The organism is Guyparkeria halophila (assembly GCF_034479635.1).
GTDB lineage: Bacteria > Pseudomonadota > Gammaproteobacteria > Halothiobacillales > Halothiobacillaceae > Guyparkeria > Guyparkeria halophila.
In genome coordinates this window covers 250,340-271,896 of record NZ_CP140153.1, presented here as the reverse complement: position 1 = coordinate 271,896, position 21,557 = coordinate 250,340, and the positions used below count along the sequence as shown (strand labels likewise).

Genomic DNA, 21,557 nt, shown 5'->3' with positions numbered 1-21,557 from the left:
CATGAATCCGATGCCACTCTGGCCCGGCGAGTCATTCGTGATCAAGGCGCGTCGGCGCCGGCGTGCGTTGGCCACGCCAAGACGACACAACGACGAGCACGGGCGACTCGCCGAGCCCCGCAGGGCGAGCCTTGAGTCGAGCACCTGCTGCGTTGTCGCCCTTGGAAAGAGAACAACTCTTACACAGCGGACGATCGCCTTGCATCTGCCCGACTCAAGGCTCGCAGAGCGGTATCGGATTCATGCAGACCTTCCTTGGTGGAATCGGCACCCCAATCGGGGGCATGCGAGATCGTGAGATACTACCAAACGCCAGCCTAACCGACCGCCGAGCAGCCCATGAGCGACCCGACCCAGCCCCGAAGCCCGACCCCCGGCGACGACTGGCCCGCCCCCGATCTGCCCCGCGGGCGCACCTTCCCGGCCCAGCTGCTGCTGGCCGCCGACTTGCTCGAGCGGATCACCGAACAGGGCCTGCCCGCCGACCGCAGCCTGCAACGCGAACTGGCCGCACGACGCAAGATGGGCCGCCGGGACCGCGAGCGGGTGCGCGAACTGACCCTGTTCGTGCTGCGCCAGCGCCAGGTGCTCGACTGGCTGCTCGACGACAGCGCAGCGAGCATGGCCGCGCGGGTTGCTGCCGCCCTGTCGCTGGCCGACGCACTCGACCCGGTGCTCGCCGAGGTGGCCGGGCTGACACCCGAAGCCGCCGCCTCCTTGGCCCGACGCCGCGCCGGGCGGTTCGCCTCGCTGCCCTGGACCGTTCGCTTCAACCTGGACCCGGCCGCCGCCGCGCAATGGCAAGCCTGGCAGCCCGACGCCCCCGAGACGCTGGCCCGGGCGCTGGATGCCCGTGCACCCGTCGACCTGCATGCCAACCCACGCCACGGCGATCGCGACGCGCTGATCGACGAGCTGGCCGGGGCGGAGATCGAGGCCAGGGGGATCGCCGGGCTGCCGCTGGGCGTGCGTCTCGAGCGACCGGCGCGCCTGACCCGCCTACCCGCGTTCGAGGCCGGTGGGTTCGAGGTCCAGGACGCCGGCAGCCAATGGGTGGTGCGCGCCCTGCAGGCCCAACCGGGCGAGCGGGTCCTGGATCTCTGCGCCGGGGCCGGCGGCAAGAGCCTTGGGCTGCTCGACGAGGCCCGCGGCCAGCTGCGCCTGACCGCCTGCGACCTTCACCCCGAACGCCTCGATCGGCTGCGCACACGCACCCAGCGTCATGGCGACACGACCCTCGAGCTACGCGCACTCGATGCCACCCAAGCATTGCCCGCGGACCTTGCCGGCTTTGACCGGGTGCTGATCGACGCCCCCTGCAGCGGCTCGGGCACCTGGCGGCGTCACCCGGAACTGCGCGGGGCCGCCATCGACTGGGACGGGCTTGCCGAGACGCAATGCCAGCTGCTCGAACGGGGAAGCCAGGCCACGCGCCCCGGCGGACGGCTGGTCTACGCCACCTGCAGCCTGTGGCCGGCCGAGAACGAGGCCATCGTCGAGGCCTTCCTCGCCCGCCACCCCAGCTGGACCGCGACACGGCCCACACTCGAGGGCCTGCCGGACGACGCGGTGACGCCCGACGGGTGGGTTCGGCTGCGCCCCGACCGCCATGGCTGTGACGGCTTTTTCATTGCCTGCCTGCAGGCACCCGGTGACCGACCGACGGCCTGAAGGCACATCTTCAGGCATAATCGGGGCCATTCATCGAACCCCAACACGCTGTAAAAACGGCCTTCAACGGCCCCGGAGTCCGCATGCAACGCGCCTCATCGATCCCGACGCTGGCCCGCCACCTCGGCGCCGGCCTTCTCTTGGCCACGCTGCTGGCCGGCTGCGGCCAGAAGGGCCCGCTCTACCTCCCCGACGACGCGCCAACGACCGCGACCGACGACGGCGCCGACCGCAACGCCACCACTACCGATCAGGACTGACCCGGAGCCTCGACGTGCCCCAGAGCGAACTGCCCCCCTTCTTCTCCCGCAACGACGCCGGTGACCTCCAGATCGAGCAGGTGAGCGCCGCCGAGATCGTCGAGCGTTTCGACTCGCCCACCTACGTCTACTCGCGTGCGGCGATCGAGTCGGCCTTCAACGCCCTGACCGCCGCCTTCGGCGAGCGGGCCCACCGCATCTGCTACGCGGTCAAGGCCAACAGCAACATCGGCATCCTCAACGTGCTCGCGCGTCTGGGGGCCGGCTTCGACATCGTCTCCTACGGCGAACTGGCCCGGGTGATGGCCGCCGGCGGCGACCCGGGCAAGACGGTCTTTTCCGGCGTGGGCAAGTCGGCCGACGAAATCCGCGGCGCGCTCGAGGCCGGCATCGGCTGCCTGAACGTCGAGTCCGAGGCCGAATTGCAACAAATAGCCGACATTGCGGCCGAAATGCAGCAATCCGCGCCGATCTCCTTGCGCGTCAACCCGGACGTCGATGCCCGCACGCACCCCTATATCTCCACCGGGCTCAAGGACAACAAGTTCGGCATCGCGATCGACGAGGCGCTGCCGCTCTACGAGTGGGCACACGCGCATCCAGCGCTCGAGGTCACGGGCATCGACTGCCACATCGGCTCGCAACTGACCGACGTCAGCCCGTTTCGCGATGCCGCCGAGCGGGTGATGAAGCTCGCCCATCGCCTGGCCGAGCGCGGCATCGAGCTCAAGCACCTCGATCTCGGCGGCGGACTCGGCATCCGCTACACCGACGAGACCCCGCCGGCGGCCGCCGACTGGATCGAGGCCATCCGCTCGGTGGTCGATGCCGATCCGCTGGCCCGCGAGCTACCGATCTGGATCGAACCGGGCCGCTTCATCGCCGGGCCGGCCGGCGCCCTGCTCACCCGCGTCGAGTACCTCAAGCCCGGCGAGCACAAGTCGTTCGCCATCGTCGACGCGGCCATGAACGACCTGATGCGCCCGGCGCTGTACGGCAGCGACATGGCGATCGTCCCGGCCGGCCAGGGAGATGGCGAACGCCACCCGGGCACCTGGGAGATCGTCGGCCCGATCTGCGAGACCGGCGACTTCCTCGGCCACGAGCGCCCGCTGGATCTCGCCGCCGGCGATCTGCTCGCCGTGCTGGGCGCGGGCGCCTACGGCTTTTCCATGGCCTCGAACTACAACACCCGACCGCGCGCGGCCGAGGTGCTGGTCGACGGTCGCGCCATCCACGAAATCCGCCGGCGCGAACCGCTCGATTCCCTCTGGGCCCTCGAGCAGCTCCCCGCCGCCGACTGAGCGATCAGCCCCTCCCGTTGTCGGCAATCACTGGTCGACGACCAATTGATAGTTTTTCGCTATTAAAAAGATCGGGAAATTCAATTTCCACCGATCGAACCACTCGACTAAGCTGAGCCCCATTCAAAGCAATGCCGACGGATCATGCCCGCGACACATGTCGGGCGATGCGTTTGCCGGCATTGGATTAACGGGTTTTGTCCCCATATCTTGCCGTGCACCGGGATGCCAGCGGGAACCGCCGCGGATCCGGTCCGGTTTTTTCGTCCCCGAGTTTTCATCCTCAGACAAATAGGAGACTTTTGCATGCTGGAGAATCGTGAAGGCCAGAAGGTACCCAACGTCACCTTCCGCACCCGTCAGAACCATGACTGGCTCAACGTGACCACCGACGAGATCTTCAAGGGCAAGACCGTCGCTGTGTTCTCGCTGCCGGGCGCGTTCACGCCTACCTGCTCCTCGAGCCACGTGCCGCGCTTCAACGAGCTCGCACCGGTATTCAAGAAGCACGGCGTCGACGAGATCATTTGCATCTCGGTCAACGATGCCTTCGTCATGAACGAGTGGGCCGAGGACCAGGACGCCGACCGCATCCGCTTCCTGCCGGATGGCAACGGCGACTTCACCGAGGGCATGGGCCTGCTGGTCGACAAGGACGACCTGGGCTTTGGCAAGCGCTCCTGGCGCTACTCCATGCTGGTCAAGGACGGCACCATCGAGAAGATGTTCATCGAGCCGGAGAAGCCGGGCGACCCCTACGAGGTCTCAGATGCCGACACCATGCTCGACTGGCTGGCACCGAACGCCAAGAAGCCGCACTCGATCATGATGTTCTCGCGCAAGGGCTGCCCGTTCTGTGCACGTGCCAAGGGCATGCTGCACGACGCGGAGCTGGAGTTCGACGAGATCATCGTCGGTGACGACGTCAACCTGCGCGCCGTGCGCGCCGTCGCCCAGACTGAGACCGTCCCGCAGGTCTACATCGACGGTCAGAAGATCGGCGGCAGCGAGGAAGTCGAGACCTGGCTCAAGCAGAACGGCTACTGATCGTCGCCTGATTCGACTTGACCACCGGCCCGGACGACCCGGGCCGGCTTTCGCCTGCCACGCCGCGCCGCTCCACGCCCGGCCCGGCCCGGCAGACGAAAGCCGCATTCACGACAGGACGGGCGACGACCTGCGCGTCGCGACGCCCGCCCCCTTTTTCCGACACCCCTTTCTGGAGGCATCCATGAGTGGCAAGCATTTCGACATGATCGTCCTCGGCGGCGGCTCCGGTGGCCTGGCGGTCGCCGAGCGGGCCTCCCAGCACGGCAAGCGCGTCGCCGTGGTCGAGCCCACCGCGCTCGGCGGCACGTGCGTCAACGTCGGCTGCGTGCCGAAGAAGGTCATGTGGTACGCCGCCAACCTCGCCCACGACCGGGCGGACGCCGTCGACTGGGGCTTCCCCGAGGCGCCGGGCGCAGTGGACTTCGGCACGCTGGTGAAAAAGCGCCGCGAGTTCATCGCCGGCATCACGAATTTCTGGAACGGCTACGCCAAGGACCTCAAGCTCGAGGTGATCGAGGGCTACGGCCGCCTGGCCGGTGATAACCAGGTCGATGTCGACGGCACCACCTACACCGCCGATCACATCGTGATCTCCACCGGCGGCCGCCCGCTGGTCCCGCCGGTGACGGGCGCCGAGCACGGCATCACCTCGGACGGCTTCTTCGAGCTCGACGAGCTGCCGCAGAAGACCGCCGTGATCGGTGGTGGCTACATCGGCGTGGAGCTCGCCGGTGTGCTGCGCTCGCTGGGTAGCCAGGTGACCCTGCTCGACATGCTCGACACGGTGCTCGCACCGTTCGACCCGCTGATCCGCGAGACGGCCACCGAGAACCTCCACCAGATGGGCATCGAGACCCACCTGCCGTACAAGGTGTCCAAGCTCGAGAAGACCGACAAGGGCACGATCATCCACGGTGCGGACGGCGAGCAGCTCGGTCCGTTCAACCAGGTGATCTGGGCGGTGGGCCGCAAGCCGAACACCGATAACATTGGGCTGGACCAGGCCGGCGTCGCGGTGGAGAAGAACGGCATGATCCCGGTCGATGCCTACCAGAACACCAATGTCGAGGGCATCTACGCCATCGGCGACATCATCGGCAAGTACCCGCTCACCCCGGTGGCCATCGCCGCCGGGCGGCGCCTGTCCGATCGCCTGTTCGACGGCCAGAACGACGCCCACCTCGAGTACGAGACCATCCCGACCGTGGTCTTCGCCCACCCGGCCCTGGGCACGGTCGGCCTGACCGAACCGCAGGCGGTCGAGCGTTACGGCAAGAAGCAGGTGACCATCTACGAGACCACCTTCACGCCGATGCGTTACGCGCTCTCCTCGCACGGCTTCAAGACGGCGATGAAGCTGGTCTGCGTCGGCAAGGAAGAGCGTGTCGCCGGGCTGCACCTGGTCGGCGACGGTGCTGACGAGATGTTGCAGGGCTTCGCCGTCGCGGTGAAGGCCGGCCTGACCAAGGGGCAGTTCGACGACACCGTCGCCCTGCACCCGACCTCGGCCGAGGAGCTGGTCACGCTCAAGAGCCCGCGCGACTGACCGCGACCGGCACGCACCCGAGACCCAGACGGCCGGCGCGGGACATCCCGGTCGGCCTTTTTTACAGGACTCTCTACTTGAGATCTGATGCCGCTCTGGCCTTGCGAGTCGTTCGTGATGAAGGCGCGTGGCCGCCAGCGTGCCGGCGGCCACGTCAAGACATCGCAACGCCCAGCACGGGCGACCCGCAAGGCCCCGAAGGGCGCGCCTGGAGCCGGACACCTGCTGCGTTGCCGTCCTCGGAAAGGTAAGCTCCTTCCACGTCGGACGGACGCCTTGCATCTGCCCGACTCCAGGCGCGCAGAGCGGGATCAGATCTCAAGCAGAGAGTCCCAGGAGGAAATACCATGTTCCTGGAACTGCGACACCTGAAGACCATCCGCGCCATCGAGCAGACCGGCTCGCTGGCCGCGGCGGCCGAGCGCCTGCACCTGACGCAGTCGGCACTGTCGCACCAGATCCGTGCGCTGGAGTCCTACTACGAGACGCCGCTGTTCTCGCGCAGCTCGCGCCCCATGCGGCTGACCGAGGCCGGCCGGCGCCTGCTGGCCGCGGCCGACACCGTGCTGCCCGAGGTGGATCGGCTCGACCGCGACCTGCGCCAGATTGCCGGCGGAGCGACCGGGCGGCTGTTCCTCGCGCTGGAATGCCACTCCTGCTTCACCTGGCTGATCCCCACGCTCGAGCGTTACCGCGCCCAGTGGCCGTCGATCGAGACCGACCTGTCGATGTCGTTCAGCTTCGATGCCATCGATGCGTTGCGTCGCGGTCGGCTCGACGGGGTGATCAGCTCCGATCCGGTCGACGACCCCGAGCTGCACTTCGAGCCGCTGTTCCATTACCCGGTGGTGCTGGCACTCGCCCCCGGCCACCCGCTGGCCGCCGAGGCACGCATCACGCCCGAGATGCTGGCCGACCAGACGGTGATCGGTTATCCGGTCGAGCGCGATCGGCTCGATATCTACCGGCGTTTTCTCGATCCGGCTGGCGTCGAGCCAGCCGGGTCACGCCGCTCGGAGCTCACCGCGATGATCGCCCAGTGGGTGGCCAGTGGCCACGGCGTGGCGGCCCTGCCGAAATGGGCCATCAGCGACGAACTCACCCGGGGAATCGTCACGGCCCGCCCGCTGGGCGACGGCCTGTCGGCGACCATGCACCTGGCCGTGCGCCGCGACGAACATCGGCTGGCCTACATGGACGCCTTCCTGCGGCTGGCCCGGGAGCAGGCCGGCGAACGGCTGGGCGACATCAGGCTCGCCCATCCCGGCCGCTGACCGCCTCTCGCACCACGGGCGGGGCGGGGCTCTCGCGCGCGAAGCGATACCCCTGCATCCGGTCGATCGCCAGCCCGCGAATCAGCCCCACCTGGGCATCGGTCTCGACGTTGTGCGCAATCACGGTCACGCCGAGGGTCTCGGCGATGGTCAGCAGGCCATCGATAAAGGCCCGATCGCGTCGGCTGACCTTGCGGTCGCACAGCCAGTCGGCCTCGATCTTGACGTAGTCGACATCGAAGCGGCGCAGGTAGCTCAGCGTCTCGCGGCCGGAGCCGGCATGATCGATCGCCAAGCCCACCCCGGCGGCGCGCAGGTCGGCCAAGGGCCCCACCAAGGCCCCGATCTCGCCGGCCAGCGGGCTTTCGCTGATCTCGATCACCACCTGCGACGCCTCGAGCGGCGAGGCCTCGATGGCGGCGAGCAACCGGTCGATGAAACGGGCCTCCATCAGGCTGGTGGGCGCGATATTGAAGAACAGCTGCCCGGCAAACCCGGCCATCACCGGATCGCCCAGCGCGCGCTCGACCACCTGCTGGTCCACCCCGTCGACCAACTGATCACGCCCCAGGGCGCGCACGAATTCGGCCGCCGGCACCAGCCGGTCACCCACTCGCGTGCGGGCGAACACCTCGGCACCGACCTCTCTGCCATCAGCCAGGAGAATCGGCTGGTAGACCACCGACACGGTGGCCGGGTCGATGGTGGTGATCGCCTCGTGGGTCGTGCCGCCGGCCTGCTGGACGGCCCGGACTTCGTCGCGATTGGCCACCGCCAGCCGGTTCTTGCCGGCGGCCTTGGCGCGATACATCGCCTGGTCGGCCAGCGAGAACAGCGCCTGCGCCGAAGCCGGGTCCGCCGCATCCACGGGCCCGACCGCCAGGCCGATCGACAGCGACAGCACCAGCGATTCGCCGTCGGGGGCGGCGACCACCGCCTGCTGGGCCCGGCCGAGCAGGCGGTCGGCCACCTGCTCGGCGGTCGGCCACCTGCTCGGCGGTCGCGTCGTCGGCATCGGGCAGGATGGCGACAAACTCGTCGCCGCCGTATCGCGCGACGATGTCCCCGTCGCGCAGGCTGGTGGTCAACAGGTCGGCGACGCGACGCAGGTAGTCATCACCGAAGCCGTGGCCATAGCGATCGTTGACCCGCTTGAAGTCGTCCAGGTCGATCACCATCAGGCCGAAGCGGTACTCGTGGCGCTGGGCACGGCCGATCTCGTAGTCGAGCAGCGACCAGAACATGCGCTGGTTGTACAGGCGGGTGAGCGGGTCGCGGGTGGCAAAGTACTCGAGATCCTCGGTGTGGCGCTCGATCGCGCGCACCGAACCGACCACGTTGATCAGGGTCGAGAGGATCGACTCGATCACCAGCTTCTTCACCGGCACGCGCGCCTCGCCCATCGGCACGATCAACCCCACCATGCCCCGCATCGGTGGCAGGTCCATCGACAGGGTCTTGGTGTGCAGGTCGAGACGACCGGCATCGGTCACCGGCGCCCCCTCCCGGCCGGGGTGCTGACGCGGCGTGATGTCGAGCGACTGGTTGCCGAAACCGTCGCCCACGCGTCGACTGACCTCGCGGTCGAGGCGGGCGGCGACCACCTCGTCGACCTCGCCGTGCCAGAACACGTCCACGCCGATGGGCCGATCGGCGATCGAGAAGGCGGTGAACACGCCGTGCACGGTGAACTGTTGGTTGATCTCCTCGAGCAGGTCGCGCACGTAACGGCGCCAGTCGCGCACCACGTCCGAGGTGATGACGAAATGCTCCAGCAGGCCGATCTCGAACTCCAGCAGGTTGCGGTCGATCGCTACGTCGCGAACCTTGTCGGTCAGCGCATCGACGCGGGAGAGCACGTCGTCGAACTCGGTAAAGCCGGTCGAGGCGCCGGCGAAACGCAGGTCGGCCAGATCCTCGACCCGGTTGACCTGTTCGATCGAGCGGTTGAGCCGCTTGACCGACCGCCCCAGCCGCCAGCTGAGCAGCCCGGCGATCAGCAAGGCCGCCAGCAACGGGGCCGGCACGATCAGCATCAGCCGATCGACCAGATCATCATGGGCCTGCTCGATCATCGGCCCGATCGGCTGTCGGATCGACAGCACGCCGAGGACATCGCCGGCCTTGGCGTTGACATGGCACTGCAGGCATTCGGCATTGGCAATCAGCGGGCGGTCATAACGCACCATTTCCGCACCGGCGTCGACATGGGTGCGACGCTTCTCGAAGGCGGCCATGGCGGTCTTGTCCGGGGCGGGCTGCTCGAGGCGTCCGAACAGCTCGTTGACTCGTGACCCGCGATAAACATTGATCACCGCGCCGGGATCGGCCCGCTGGTTAAGGGAATCGAGAAACTCGTTGAGCTGATCACGCGTCCAGCCTTGGCGCATGATTTGGTACATGGCATTGAAGGTGCCGTCGGCCAGCACCCGCGCGTTCTGCACGCTGGCACGCTGCACCGCCTGGGTGAAGACCGCCTCGGTGGCCAGGTAGACCGCGGCGGTGACCACCACCGAGACGACCAGCGCCACGACCAGCATCAGCGCACGCAGGGATCGAAACCAGCCGATCAGCCGCCCGAGAGGGCCTGCCGCCGTTCTCCCCGAGACTCGCCCGTTGTTCCCCATCGGCTTTTGCCCATCCCTGGTCGAGAAAGCCGCCAACCGCTCGGCTGTTGATGAAGTGCACTGCGTGGTCCACCGCGACAAGACCACAAAACCCGTGTGGTCATTATTGGCGAATCAGCATATCGTCGTCAAAGCAGCGGCTGAAATCAGAATCATGATCAGCATTATCAAATATTTGAATATTCTGTTTTCAATACCCTGCCTGTACGCCGCTCGCGCCTTGCCTCAACCCCGGTCGACTCGCACCCGATTGCGGCCCTCCCGCTTCGCCACGTACAGGGCACGGTCCGCCCTGGAGAGCGCCTCGGCAATGCCCCGATCCGCCTGCCGGCAACGCGCCACACCGATACTCGCACTCAGGGACAACGACCGCCCCTCAAAGCCCACCGGCGTGGAGGCGATACGCTCGCGAAGCCGCTCCAACAGGGTCTGCGCGCCGTCAAGGTCCGTATCGACCAACAACAGTCCGAATTCCTCTCCACCCAGGCGTCCGGCCAGATCCGTCTCGCGCAGGGTCCGACCCAGGCAGGCCGCCAGGGCGCAAAGCACGGCATCACCGGCCGCGTGGCCATAACGATCGTTGGTATCCTTGAACAGATCGAGATCGAGTACGGCAATGGCCAGCGGTTCACCCGTCCGCTGAGCGCGCCGCCAGGCACGCTCGGCCTCGCCGAGAAAGTGACGCCGGTTGGCCAGCCCGGTCAATCCATCGCATGTGGCCAGCGTCTGCAATTCCCGGTTGGCCTGCTCAAGCTCGGCCGTGCGCGCCCGGACCCGGGCCTCCAGATGCTCGTTGGCTTCTCTCAACGCCTGTTCACGCCGCGTGATGCGACCCTGCAACTGGTTGATGCCTCGCGTGATCACATCGAGCTCGCGCACGCCGGTGGGCTCAAGGGTTCCGAACCGCCCGCGCGCCAATCCCGCCAAGCCTTCGGCAATGCGGTTGACGGGGCGGATCAGGTGGCGAGAAAACAACCAGCGGCTGGTCCAAAATGCCAGGGCACCGAACACCAGCACCGCGACCCCGGCAAGCAACACGGTGGACTGCAGCAGGCGACGCTGGGCACTGTCGTCATAGACGACGCGGGTGACGAGGTCCTCGGTCTCGCCGCCCGATGCCCCCACACGGGTGTAACGTTCATAGCGCCGCGTCAGATCACCCTGCCGTTGGATGAACACGTCCCGATCGGTGGTCTCGAATGCCTCGACCACGTCGGGCGGCAATGTCTCGCCCGTCCCGCCCAGGGACCACGCCCCGAACCCATTGGCAAGGAAGGTATCCAGCGACACCACCTGACTGTTCATCTGCGTGGGCACCCGGAACAACCCGTTGAAGAGGTAGTCGAGGTAGCGCTCGCTGTGGCGAGCCGCGATATAGGCATGCAGGTCGAGTGACGCCTCGAGGACATACGCGGCATCGGCCGGCCCGAAATAGGCGTACTTGCGCAGCCTGCCGGTCGCCACGGAAATATTGAATCGATCGGAGAACACCTCCCCGCTGCCACGCAGCCGGAACAGCATGCGACGCATGCCCTCGCCGGCACGGGAGAGATCCAGGCCCAGGTCAGGTGCGTAGTTGGTCGCCACCACCACGCCATCGCTGTCGATGACGTAGAGGTGTTCGACACCAAACCGCTGGGCCAGCCGACCCAGGTCCTCGGCCGAGGTCGACAACGGGTCGGCCGACCAGGCCCGGAGGGCCGCATCGATGCGCGGCAGCCGATCCTCCAGGCGCTCGTCCAGTTCGACCTCTTCCTCGGCCAGCAAGAGGTCGAATGCATGGAAGCGTTCGCGCAACTGGCTGTGCAGGTACGCCATCCGCGCCTGGCCTTCCTCGGCCAGCTGGTGATTTGCCAACCACGCAACGCTGGATGCCGTCAGGGCCGATGCCAGCGCCACCGCCAGCAACAGGAGGAGGGTGATTCGGTGCTGCATGCTTCCTTGATGCCCCCTCGAGCCCGGTCAACGACCCGCCCGTCTGATTACTGCCATCGAGTCTAGTGCCGCGTGGCTGGCGAGACCAGCAACGGCACACTATCTTGAAGGAAAGGTTGCAGGCATCCGATCGAGTCTCGGCGGACCACCCGACCCCGGGCACAAGCCGCCGGCTGCCGGAAAATGGACCCGCGGCCTCCCCGCCGAGACACTACCCGTCCGTGCCGAGATGCCCTCGACGCCCGTCTCACCACGAGGAAGCCAGTCGTGCCCGATCCCCAACAACCGACCCGCCGACGTCTGCTCCAGGCCGCTGCCGCGGGGTTGCTCGTGGCCGGCACCCCCATCGCGATGCCACGGAAGGCCTGGGCCGAAAACTCGCCGATCCGACGCCGTGTACCCGCCAGCGGCGCGTCCGTGGCAGCCATCGGCATGGGCACGTGGATCACCTTCAACGTCGGGTCCGATCCCGAGGCGCGGGCCCAGCGCACCGACGTCCTGCGGGCCTTTTTCGAGGCAGGCGGCGAGATGATCGACTCCTCGCCCATGTACGGCTCGTCCGAGGCGGTGGTCGGTCACGCACTCGACGAAATCGGCGGACCGCCGTCGCTATTCGCCGCCTCCAAGGTCTGGACCCCGGACGGGAATGCCACCGCCGAGCAGGTCGCCCAGTCGGAGCGTCGCTGGGGCATCGATCGGATGGACCTGATGCAGGTACACAACCTGGTCGCCTGGGAGGCCCACCTGGAGCACCTGCTCGAGATGCGCGAGGCCGGGCGGATCCGCCATGTCGGCATCACGACCTCCCATGGCCGCCGACACGCCGATATCGAACGGATCATGCGCGACTGGCCGATCGATTTCGTCCAGGCCAGCTACAGCCTGGCCAACCGCGAGGCCGAACGGCGCCTGCTGCCACTGGCCGAGGAGCACGGCATCGGCTTTATCGCCAACCGACCCTTCCAGGGCGGGCGCCTGATCGACCGGGTCAAGCGCCAACCATTCCCCGGCTGGGCCGCCGAGGCCGGCCTAACCAACTGGGCCGACTACCTGCTCAAGTTCCTGATCGCCCACCCCGCGGTCACCTGCGCGATACCAGCCACCAGCCGGGTCGACCACATGCGGGAGAACATGACCGCGCTGCGCGGCCCGCTGCCCGACGAGCCGCTGCGCCGGCGGATGGCCGACCACGTTCGGGGGCTTTGATCCAGGCGATAGAATCGACAATGGAATCGGTAATGGACCCGACAATGCAAACGTGGCTCAGCTACCGTCTCAGCGATCTGCTGATGTTCTCGCCGGCCACCTATGCCCGGCTGTTCGAACGGGTGAATGAGGCCGTCTGGCCCGGCCATCTGCTGCTCGCCGCCCTGACCGTGGCGATGCTGGTGCTGGCCGGTTCTCGGGGCGGCCTCGCTCACCGGCTGGCGGCCGGGCTGCTCGCCACCGCCTGGGGCTGGGTGGCGTGGCGCTTTTTCGGCCTGTATGCCGAGATCAACCTGGCCGCGCCCTGGTTTGCCGCCCTGTTCGTGGCTCAGACCGTCATGCTGCTGATCCTGGCCACCATCGGGCCCGGGCTCGCCCTCGGACGCCCCCGCCGGATACGTCACTGGCTGGGGCTGGGGCTTGCCCTCTGGGGGCTGGTGCTGCACCCGCTCGCCTGGCTGGCGACTGGGCGGCCGCCGGTGGGAACGGAACTCTTTGCCGTCGCCCCCGATCCCACGGCCATTGCCACCATCGGCCTGTTGCTGATGGCCCGCCTGTCCCGGCGGGGGATACTGCTCGCCCTGCCGCTGGCCTGGCTCTCGATCTCGGCACTGTCCTGGTGGGCGCTGCTGACCGCCTGACGATCACGGCCGCCACCGGGCGACCCGGCCCGTTTGAACTACGATCTATCCCACACCCGCACCGGAGGCGCGAACGCCTGCATGACGACCAGCGATAGCAACGACGAGACGGCTTCGGCACCTGAGGGCTTCTGGCGTACCGGCCAGGCCGATCGGCTGGGCCTGGTCGTCGATGGCGAGCACTGGTTCCCGGCGTTTGCCGGGATGCTGGCCCAGGCCCGTCACCAGGCGATCATCCTGTGCTGGGACGTCGACAGCCGGGTGGACATGCATCGCCCCTGCGAGGCGGAGCAGGCCCCGTGTCACCTGACCGCCGTGCTGCACCAGGCCTTAGAGCGCAACCCGGCGCTGACGATCCATCTGCTCCCCTGGGACTTCGCCATGATCTACGCCTTCGAGCGCGAATGGCTGCCGCTGTTCTCCCGCCCGATGGCCCGCCACCCACGTCTGAAGGTGCAATTCGACGACGAACACCCGCTGGGCGCCTCGCAGCACCAGAAAATGCTGGTCATCGACGACCAGGCCGCGCTGGTCGGCGGCTTCGACCCGTCCAAATGGCGCTGGGACCGGCGCGCCCACGCCGCCGACGACCCGCTGCGCCGCGATCCGGATGGCAATGCCTACCCGCCGTTCCACGATCTGGCGTTCGCATTGACCGGACCGATCTGCCGCGATCTTGGCGAGCTGGCACGCGAGCGCTGGCAGCGGGCCACCGGGGAACGCCTCGCCCCGCCCGGCAAGATCGACCACGCGCCACCCTGGCCGACCGAGCACGTCGCCGTCGCCCTGAACGACGCCCAGGTAGGCATTGCACGCACCCTGCCCGCCTGGCGCAACCAGACCGAGGTGCGCGAGATCGAGACCCGGCTGTGCCGGCTGATCGCCGAGGCGCGCCACTGCATCTATATCGAAAACCAGTATTTCACCAGCCACCGGATCGGCGAGGCCCTGGTGGAACGGCTGCAGGCCGAGCACGGCCCCGAGGTGATCCTGCTGCTGCCGCGGGAGAAGGACGGCTGGCTGGAACGGCTGACCATGGACGTGCTGCGCGCCCGCCTGATCAAACGCCTGCGCGACGCCGACCGGCACGGCCGCCTGCGGCTCTACTATCCGGCCGTGGCCGAGCTGGAGCCCGCCATGGTGAGCCTGCACTCCAAGCTCGTCATCGGCGATAACCGCGAGATCAACCTCGGCTCGGCCAATACCTCGAATCGCTCGATGGGTTTCGACAGCGAATTGAACCTCTCCCTGCTCGGCGATCGCGAAGAGAGCCGTGCGGCGATCGCCGCCATGCGTCGTGAGCTGCTGGCCGAGCATCTCGGCACCACGCCGGCGGCGGTCGCGGCGGCCGAGGCCGAGCAGGGCTCGGTCGCCGGGGCGATCGACGCGCTCAACCGCTCGGGCGGGGATCGTTGGCTCGAACCGTTGACCGTCACCCTCGACCCGGCCATCGACCGCCAGGTGCCGGACGCCGCCGTCATCGACCCCGAACGAGCCCGCCCGCCGGAGGAACTGATCGACATGTTCATCGAGAAGAAGGCGCGCCGCCCCGTGCGACGCAAGGCGGCGGGTTTTGCGGTGCTGATCGCGCTGCTGGTGGTGATCGCCGGGGCGCTCAAGTTCACCCCGTTGGGCGAGGCGCTGGCCCCGGGGGAGCTGCTCGGTCAATTGGCCGATCTGCGCGACACGCCCGGTGGCACCTGGCTCTTTCTCGGCCTGGCCATCGCCGGCCTGCTGCTGGGCATACCGGCCACGCCGGTGGTGGTGGCCGCCGGGTTGCTGTTCGGCGCCTGGGCGGGTTTTGGGCTGGCCTACGGCGCGCTGGTGATCGCGGCGCTGACCGGCTTTCTCGCGGGCCATTTCCTTGGCAGCGAGGCGCTGCGTCGCCTGGCGGGCAAGCGCCTGGATCGACTCTCTCGCACGCTGGCCCGCCGCGGCATCCTGACCGTGTTCTCGTTGCGCCTGGTGCCGCTGGCCCCGTTCGCGGTGGTCAACCTGGTTGCCGGTGCCACCCGCATTCGTTTTCGCGACTTTCTGGTCGGCAGCCTGGCTGGACTCGTGCCCGGCACCGTGGCGCTGACGATTTTCTCCGACCAGTTGCTGCGCACGCTGCTCGAGCCCTCGCCGGCCACCATCGGCCTGCTGGCACTGATCACCACGGTGTTCATCGGCATCGGCTGGGGGCTGTCACGCTGGCTGGCCCTGCGCGAGCAGGCCTCGGGGGCATCATGACGGACACCGGGCGTCGGCTGCGTGTCGTGACCTGGAACATCCACAGCTGCATCGACCATCGCGGCCGCTACACCCCGGAACGCACCGCGCGGGTGTTGCGCCTGCTCGCACCGGACGTGGTCGCGTTACAGGAGGCGAACCTCGCCGCCGAGCCGGCCGACGACCGTCTGCTGCGGGCAATCGAACCGATCCTGCCGCACTGGCTGTTCGCCCCCACCCACGAGCGCGGCTGCCTGCACCGCCCGGGCGAGGTGACCGGGTTTGGCAACCTGATCGCCTCGCGCTGGCCGATTCATCCCGAGACCCCGCTGGAGCTCTCGCACGTCGATCGCGAACCGCGCCAGGCCCTGCGGGCGCGCATCCAATTGCCCGAAAGGACGCTGCACTGCTGGGTGGTGCACCTCGGGCTGGGGCTGGTCGAGCGTCGCGAGCAGGGACGACGGTTGGCCGAGGCGCTCGCCGGGCTACCGACCGATGCGCCGCTGCTGTTGGCCGGCGATTTCAATGAATGGCTGCCGCGGGCCAGGAGCCTGCGGGCACTCCACCGCGAGCTGACCCGCCTGCCGGCGCGACGCACCTTCCCGGCCGGTCGGCCACTGCTGCCGCTCGATCAGATCTGGCTGCGCGGGCCGGTGCACGCCCACGCCCTCAAGGCAATCCGCGACCCGATCGTGCCGCGCATCTCCGATCACCTGCCGCTGGTCGCCGATCTGACCGTCGAGACGCGCTGATCACTCAGTCCGGGGCGCGATCCAGCCACTCGCTGATCACGTCGCGGACCTCACGCACATGGGTGCCCTTGGTGCCGGAGAAGGCCATCCACTGGCAATCGGGCAGGGGGTGCTCGCGCGCCAGCCGTGCGACGGTCTGCTTGGCCTGGCCGAAGCTGAGCTTGTCGGCCTTGGTCAGCAGGGCGAGCACCGGCAGGCCGCGCGCCACCGCGTAATCGAGCATCTGCTGGTCGAGCGCCTTGAGCGGATGACGAATGTCCATGATCACCACCACACCGACCAGCGACTGGCGCTCGGCGAAGTACTGCGCCATCGCCTCGCCCCAGGTGCGGCGCACCCGCTCGGGCACCTTGGCGTAGCCGTAGCCGGGCAGGTCGACCAGCCGGCGCCTGGCCCCTTCCGTCTCGCCGCCCAGGCCGAACAGGTTGATCATCTGGGTGCGCCCCGGGGTGCGCGAGGTGCGCGCCAGCGCCTTCTGCCCGACCAGGGCATTGAGCGCGGTGGACTTGCCGGCATTCGAACGCCCGGCGAAGGCGACCTCGGCACCGATGTCCTCGCCGATATCGGCCAGGCGCGGCGCACTCTTAATAAAGGAGGCGGCGTCGAACAGGCGGCGCTGATGTCGAGTGGCGTCGGTCATGCGGTTCAACCAGGCATTGAAGAAAAAAGGGGGCAAACGGACCCAGGTCCGGATGCAGGCATCCTGCCACGCCGCGAGGTTGCAAGCGAGTGACTTATGCGGTTTGATTACGGGTCGTTTTTACGGGCCCCGGTGTCGAGTCGGCAATGTCGCAGTGAAATACTCGGCCAAGTTCCTATAATCGGGGCGCTAAAAAGACTGAACGGCCAGGGCCGGCCCAACGCGAACCACAACGAGATTGTTAGCGATGATGACAGCAGTTCACCCGATGCCGCGTCGCGGCCGTTTCGCCGCCGGCATGCTGATGGGGCTCTCCTTTCTCGCCGGCGCCGCCCATGCCAGCGAGGCCGGCTCGATCAAGGCCGGCCGCGAGGCGGCCCAGTCCTGCGCCGCCTGTCACGGCGCCAAGGGCAACAGCAACAACCCGGCCTTCCCGTCGCTTGCCGGCCAGCCGGCAACGTACCTTGCCTCGCAGCTGACCGCCTATCGTGACGGCAAGCGCGAGAACGCCATCATGGCCGGACAGGCCGCCGGTCTGAGCGACCAGCAGATCCAGGATATCGCCGCCTACTACGCCGCCCAGGAGCGCAAGGTGGCCAGCCCGGCCGACGAAGGTTCGGCATTGGGCGCGGACCTGTACCATCACGGTCGCGACAACGTCGCCGCCTGTGCCGCCTGCCACCACAGCGAAGGCCATGGCAACCAGCCGGCCGGCTTTCCGGCCCTGCGCGGCCTGAGCGCGGGCTACGTCGCCCAGTCGCTCAAGGACTACCGCAGCGGCACGCGCGCCCATGGTCAGGCCGAACTGATGATCCCGCTGGCCGCCGAGCTCTCCGACGCGGAAATCGACGCCCTGGCCGCGCACATTGCCAGCCTCGACTGAGCGCCAACATGTCAGCGCACCACCCGGGGCTCCGCTTGTCAGGGAACCCGGTCGGCGCCGCGGCGTCTGAACCGGCTGGCGAACGCACCCCGATGCCGACAGCCGCCATGAACCTACCCGATCCCCGCGAAGGCTAGCCGATGACCTCCCAGGCCCAAACCGCCCGCAAACGCCGCCGCAGCTTGAGCTCGCGCCTGTTCACCTGGCTGACCTCGATGAACCTGGCGATCGCGCTGCTCTCGATCCTCGCGATCGCCTCGGTGATCGGCACCGTGCTGCAGCAGAACCAGCCGTTCAACGACTACCTGATCGAGTTCGGCCCGTTCTGGTACGAGGTCTTCATGACCTTGAAGCTCAACGATGTCTACTCGGCCGGCTGGTTCGTCCTCATCCTGCTGTTCCTGCTCGCCTCGACCAGCGCCTGCCTGACCCGCAACACCCCGGGCTTTCTGCGCGACATCAAGAGCTTCAAGCTAAACGCGCAGGAGAAGTCGCTGCGAGCCTTCGCCCATTCCCGCCAGTACGAGAGCGACCTGCCCGCCGCGACCATCGTCGAGCGTACCCAGGGGCTGTTCCAGCAATTGGGCTACAAGGCGCGGGTCAAGGAACGCGACGGCGAAACCCTGGTGGCCGCGCGCAAGGGCGGCATGAACCGCATCGGCTACGTGCTCACCCACCTGGGGATGGTGGTGATCCTGGTCGGCGGCCTGATCGACAGTAAGATGTATCTCAAGGCGCTCAACATGGTGGGCGTGGTCGAGGTGGAGACCCGTGACCTGCCGGTCAGCCAGGTGCCCCAGGAATCTCACCTGCCGCCGGGGTCACTGGCCGGCTTTCGCGGTTCGGTGAACATCCCCGAGGGCAAGTGGGGCGATGTCGCCTTCATCGGCCTGAAAGACGGCTACGTGGTTCAGAACCTGCCGTTCAAGATCGAGGTCGAGGACTTCTTCGTCGAGTTCTACGACACCGGCATGCCCAAGTCCTTCAACTCGAACCTCAAGCTCACCGACAAGGACACCGGTGAGGTGATCGAGGAGACGATCCGGGTCAACCACCCGCTCAAGTACCAGGGCTACAACATCTTCCAGTCGAGCTTCGGCGATGGCGGCACCGAGCTCGAGTTCAACGCCTGGCAGCTGTTCGGCGACGCCGGCACCAAGCAGGCGCTCGAGGGCAAGGTCAACCAGGAACGCACCTTCGAGTTCAACGGCGAGAAATACACCCTCGAGTTCCGCGACTTCTCGCTGTTCAACGTCAATCCCACCGAAGGTCCGGACGGCAACACGGAAAACACCAACTTCGGCCCGTCGGTCACCTTCCGCGTGCGCGACGCCGCCGGTCAGGCGATCGAGTACGAGAACTACTTCCAGCCGGTCGATTTCGACGGCACCCGGTACTTCCTCAGCGGCGTGACCCCCGAGGTGGGTGCCCAACAGCAGTTCCTGTTCATCCCGGCCGATCGCAACGGCTCGCTCGACACCTTCATGGCCTTCTACGCGACATTGAAGGATAGCGACGAGATCACCCGCATCGCCGCCGACCTGGTCGCGCAGACCCCGCAGGGTGGACAGGGGGGCGCGGCCCAGAGTGCCGCGGCCCGCTCGATCGCCGACATGGTCGAGACCTTCGTCGAGCAGGGCTTTTCCGCCCTGGGTGAGCAGGTCGACCGCCAGCTCGCCGAGCGCGACATGCCGCCGGAGATGGCCGACCAGGCCCGCGAATCCTCGTTCCGCGTGGTGCAATCGGTGCTGATGCGTGCCTACATGGAAACACTGCAGGCACAGGGGATCGAGGAGTTCACCGACCAGGATGCGGAATTCTTCGAGAACGCGCTCGACGTGGTCACGGTTATCCCCAATTACGGCTCGCCGATCTTCGTCGCGCCCACCGGCTTCAACCACATCCAGTCGACCGGGCTGGAAATAACCCGCGCCCCGGGCATGTTCTGGGTGTACCTGGGCTCGCTGATGCTGACCTTGGGCATCTTCATGCTGTTCTACATCCACTACCGCCGACTGTGGGTGTTGATCAAACCGGCCGGGGTGAACGATGATGGCGATTCGGCGCACCACCGTGTCGTGGTCGCCGGCACGGATGCCCGCAAGAATATCGACTTCGACCAGGCGTTTGCCCAGTTCAGCGATGAACTTCAGCGGCAGACCGAGTCAAACGAGCATAAAAACCCACCGTCCGACCCGGATAAGCCCGGCCGGCCGGAATGACGGCAAGACAATCCGCGCAGGAGAAATCGCCCATGTCTGTCCCCAACGAACAGATGGTCAACGGCTATCAACCCAGCTCCGAGCTACCCCAACGGCGTAGCTTCGGTCTGATCGACGCCCTGTGGGCCATCGCCATGCTAGTCGGCGCCGGCATCGGCTACGCCCAGTACAGCGCCTCGCTCGATTTTTACGCCACCGGGACGCTATTCGGCGCTGCCCTCGGCCTGGGCTTTTTGGGTTGGATCTGGCCGGCGACCCGCTGGCTCACCGCCGTGGTCGCCGCGGTCTCGCTGTTCGCCCTGTGGCGATACAACATCCTGGGCGCCGACGGCGCGATTGGACGGGCCGCGCTGGCCGAGTTCCAGGAATCGACCTTCCTGTTCAAGTTCCTGCTCTCCAGCCAGGCCGCCACCATGTGGATGGTGGCGCTGTTCTTCCTCTCCATCCCCACCTACTTCATCAGCACGCTGACCCGTTCGGCGTACGGCCTGAAGGTCGGCAGCGCCCTGGTCTGGAGCGGTGTGGCCATGGGCTTCATCGGCTTTTTCTCCCGTTGGCGCGAGGGCTACCTGATCAACCTCGACTACGGCCACATCCCGGTGAGCAACCTCTACGAGGTGTTCATCGTCTTCGCCGTGGTCACCGCGCTGCTGTATCTCTATTACGAGAAGCGCTACAACAACCGCAGCCTGGGCGGCTTCGTGATGCTGATCGTCGGCGTCGCGCTGGGCTTCCTGCTCTGGTACCAATTCACACGTGATGCCGAGGTCATCGCCCCGCTGGTGCCCGCGCTCAACAGTTGGTGGATGAAGATCCACGTGCCGGCCAACTTCATCGGTTACGGCACCTTCGCCATCGCCGCGATGGTGGGCATCGCCTATCTGATCAAGGACAAGATGGGCGGTGACGGCCCAAATGACCGCCTGCCGTCGCTGGCCGTGATGGACGATATCCAGTACAAGGCCATCGCGCTGGGCTTCGCCTTCTTCACCATCGCTACCATCCTCGGCGCCATGTGGGCCGCCGAGGCCTGGGGCGGTTACTGGAGCTGGGACCCGAAGGAGACCTGGGCACTGATCGTCTGGCTGAACTACGCCGCCTGGCTGCACATGCGCCTGACCAAGGGTTGGCGTGGTCCGGTCATGGCCTGGTGGAGCATCGGCGGCCTGTTCATCACCAGCTTCGCCTTCCTGGGCGTGAACATGTTCCTCTCCGGGCTGCACTCCTACGGCGAACTCTGACCCGCCCGGATTGAATGAACCGATATGGGGCGGCCGGCTGCAAGGACAGCGGGCTTGCCCCATACTTCGTTTAGGCCCGCTCGACTTCGAGCTG

General features: G+C 67.3%; 17 protein-coding genes. 13 read left to right on the top strand and 4 right to left on the bottom strand.

Annotated elements, in window-relative coordinates; all coding sequences use genetic code 11:
• The first annotated feature begins 339 nt into the window (after nt 1-339).
• The 6 genes from SR882_RS01255 to SR882_RS01230 all read left to right on the top strand — a co-directional run bounded on the left by SR882_RS01255 (nt 340) and on the right by SR882_RS01230 (nt 7,105).
• Nucleotides 340-1,671, top strand: a complete 1,332-nt coding sequence (locus tag SR882_RS01255; protein ID WP_322521545.1) for an RsmB/NOP family class I SAM-dependent RNA methyltransferase — start codon at nt 340-342, stop codon at nt 1,669-1,671.
• Between the two features lie 83 nt (nt 1,672-1,754).
• Nucleotides 1,755-1,931, top strand: a complete 177-nt coding sequence (lptM, locus tag SR882_RS11290) for an LPS translocon maturation chaperone LptM (RefSeq protein WP_407653328.1) — start codon at nt 1,755-1,757, stop codon at nt 1,929-1,931.
• Nucleotides 1,932-1,945: 14 nt separating this feature from the next.
• Nucleotides 1,946-3,235: a diaminopimelate decarboxylase gene (lysA, locus tag SR882_RS01245; RefSeq protein WP_322521544.1), complete on the top strand. Its 1,290-nt coding sequence runs from the start codon at nt 1,946-1,948 to the stop codon at nt 3,233-3,235.
• Between the two features lie 306 nt (nt 3,236-3,541).
• Nucleotides 3,542-4,282 carry a glutathione peroxidase gene (locus tag SR882_RS01240; RefSeq protein ID WP_322521543.1) on the top strand — a complete coding sequence of 247 codons (741 nt, stop codon included), beginning with the start codon at nt 3,542-3,544 and terminating at the stop codon, nt 4,280-4,282.
• Nucleotides 4,283-4,466: 184 nt separating this feature from the next.
• Nucleotides 4,467-5,831: a glutathione-disulfide reductase gene (gene gorA, locus SR882_RS01235; protein ID WP_322521542.1), complete on the top strand. Its 1,365-nt coding sequence runs from the start codon at nt 4,467-4,469 to the stop codon at nt 5,829-5,831.
• A gap of 347 nt (nt 5,832-6,178) precedes the next feature.
• On the top strand, nt 6,179-7,105 hold the full coding sequence (locus SR882_RS01230; protein ID WP_322521541.1) for a LysR family transcriptional regulator: 927 nt from the start codon (nt 6,179-6,181) through the stop codon (nt 7,103-7,105).
• Here the strand turns inward: SR882_RS01230 and SR882_RS01225 are convergent.
• From SR882_RS01225 to SR882_RS01215, 3 genes are all read right to left on the bottom strand, one after another.
• On the bottom strand, nt 7,080-7,877 hold the full coding sequence (locus SR882_RS01225; RefSeq protein WP_322521540.1) for an EAL domain-containing protein: 798 nt from the start codon (nt 7,875-7,877) through the stop codon (nt 7,080-7,082). The genes SR882_RS01230 and SR882_RS01225 overlap by 26 nt on opposite strands.
• A complete protein-coding gene (locus SR882_RS01220; protein ID WP_322521539.1) occupies nt 7,759-9,732 on the bottom strand; it encodes a diguanylate cyclase in 1,974 nt (657 codons plus the stop codon). Before SR882_RS01220 ends, SR882_RS01225 begins: the two co-directional genes overlap by 119 nt.
• A gap of 225 nt (nt 9,733-9,957) precedes the next feature.
• Nucleotides 9,958-11,667 (bottom strand): diguanylate cyclase, encoded by a 1,710-nt coding sequence (locus tag SR882_RS01215; RefSeq protein ID WP_322521538.1) that lies wholly within the window; start codon nt 11,665-11,667, stop codon nt 9,958-9,960.
• Between the two features lie 351 nt (nt 11,668-12,018).
• Here SR882_RS01215 and SR882_RS01210 point away from each other — a divergent pair, with 351 nt between their 5' ends.
• The 4 genes from SR882_RS01210 to SR882_RS01195 all read left to right on the top strand — a co-directional run bounded on the left by SR882_RS01210 (nt 12,019) and on the right by SR882_RS01195 (nt 16,477).
• On the top strand, nt 12,019-12,873 hold the full coding sequence (locus SR882_RS01210) for an aldo/keto reductase (protein ID WP_407653358.1): 855 nt from the start codon (nt 12,019-12,021) through the stop codon (nt 12,871-12,873).
• A gap of 44 nt (nt 12,874-12,917) precedes the next feature.
• Nucleotides 12,918-13,514, top strand: a complete 597-nt coding sequence (locus SR882_RS01205) for a DUF6064 family protein (protein ID WP_322521536.1) — start codon at nt 12,918-12,920, stop codon at nt 13,512-13,514.
• Nucleotides 13,515-13,595: 81 nt separating this feature from the next.
• A complete protein-coding gene (locus SR882_RS01200) occupies nt 13,596-15,746 on the top strand; it encodes a VTT domain-containing protein (RefSeq protein ID WP_322521535.1) in 2,151 nt (716 codons plus the stop codon).
• Entirely contained in the window at nt 15,743-16,477 is a 735-nt protein-coding gene (locus tag SR882_RS01195) for an endonuclease/exonuclease/phosphatase family protein (RefSeq protein WP_322521534.1), read from the top strand. Before SR882_RS01200 ends, SR882_RS01195 begins: the two co-directional genes overlap by 4 nt.
• A gap of 4 nt (nt 16,478-16,481) precedes the next feature.
• Here SR882_RS01195 and yihA read toward each other — a convergent pair whose 3' ends face one another.
• Nucleotides 16,482-17,117 (bottom strand): ribosome biogenesis GTP-binding protein YihA/YsxC, encoded by a 636-nt coding sequence (gene yihA / locus SR882_RS01190; protein ID WP_322521533.1) that lies wholly within the window; start codon nt 17,115-17,117, stop codon nt 16,482-16,484.
• Nucleotides 17,118-17,364: 247 nt separating this feature from the next.
• Here yihA and SR882_RS01185 point away from each other — a divergent pair, with 247 nt between their 5' ends.
• The 3 genes from SR882_RS01185 (at nt 17,365) to ccsB (ending at nt 21,463) form a co-directional block, all read left to right on the top strand.
• Nucleotides 17,365-18,000, top strand: a complete 636-nt coding sequence (locus tag SR882_RS01185; protein ID WP_322521532.1) for a c-type cytochrome — start codon at nt 17,365-17,367, stop codon at nt 17,998-18,000.
• A 140-nt stretch (nt 18,001-18,140) separates the two neighbouring features.
• A complete protein-coding gene (locus SR882_RS01180; protein ID WP_322521531.1) occupies nt 18,141-20,222 on the top strand; it encodes a cytochrome c biogenesis protein ResB in 2,082 nt (693 codons plus the stop codon).
• Between the two features lie 32 nt (nt 20,223-20,254).
• A complete protein-coding gene (gene ccsB / locus SR882_RS01175; protein WP_322521530.1) occupies nt 20,255-21,463 on the top strand; it encodes a c-type cytochrome biogenesis protein CcsB in 1,209 nt (402 codons plus the stop codon).
• The last annotated feature ends 94 nt before the right edge of the window (nt 21,464-21,557 follow it).

Bases quoted from the DNA above. Each gene is read 5' to 3' on its own strand.
- SR882_RS01255 (WP_322521545.1), top strand. From the start codon at position 340: ATGAGCGACCCGACCCAGCCCCGAAGCCCGACCCCCGGCGACGACTGG.
- lptM (WP_407653328.1), top strand. From the start codon at position 1,755: ATGCAACGCGCCTCATCGATCCCGACGCTGGCCCGCCACCTCGGCGCC.
- SR882_RS01240 (WP_322521543.1), top strand. From the start codon at position 3,542: ATGCTGGAGAATCGTGAAGGCCAGAAGGTACCCAACGTCACCTTCCGC.
- gorA (WP_322521542.1), top strand. From the start codon at position 4,467: ATGAGTGGCAAGCATTTCGACATGATCGTCCTCGGCGGCGGCTCCGGT.
- SR882_RS01230 (WP_322521541.1), top strand. From the start codon at position 6,179: ATGTTCCTGGAACTGCGACACCTGAAGACCATCCGCGCCATCGAGCAG.
- SR882_RS01220 (WP_322521539.1), bottom strand. From the start codon at position 9,732: ATGGGGAACAACGGGCGAGTCTCGGGGAGAACGGCGGCAGGCCCTCTC.
- SR882_RS01215 (WP_322521538.1), bottom strand. From the start codon at position 11,667: ATGCAGCACCGAATCACCCTCCTCCTGTTGCTGGCGGTGGCGCTGGCA.
- SR882_RS01210 (WP_407653358.1), top strand. From the start codon at position 12,019: ATGCCACGGAAGGCCTGGGCCGAAAACTCGCCGATCCGACGCCGTGTA.
- SR882_RS01205 (WP_322521536.1), top strand. From the start codon at position 12,918: ATGCAAACGTGGCTCAGCTACCGTCTCAGCGATCTGCTGATGTTCTCG.
- SR882_RS01200 (WP_322521535.1), top strand. From the start codon at position 13,596: ATGACGACCAGCGATAGCAACGACGAGACGGCTTCGGCACCTGAGGGC.
- SR882_RS01195 (WP_322521534.1), top strand. From the start codon at position 15,743: ATGACGGACACCGGGCGTCGGCTGCGTGTCGTGACCTGGAACATCCAC.
- yihA (WP_322521533.1), bottom strand. From the start codon at position 17,117: ATGACCGACGCCACTCGACATCAGCGCCGCCTGTTCGACGCCGCCTCC.
- SR882_RS01185 (WP_322521532.1), top strand. From the start codon at position 17,365: ATGATGACAGCAGTTCACCCGATGCCGCGTCGCGGCCGTTTCGCCGCC.
- SR882_RS01180 (WP_322521531.1), top strand. From the start codon at position 18,141: ATGACCTCCCAGGCCCAAACCGCCCGCAAACGCCGCCGCAGCTTGAGC.
- ccsB (WP_322521530.1), top strand. From the start codon at position 20,255: ATGTCTGTCCCCAACGAACAGATGGTCAACGGCTATCAACCCAGCTCC.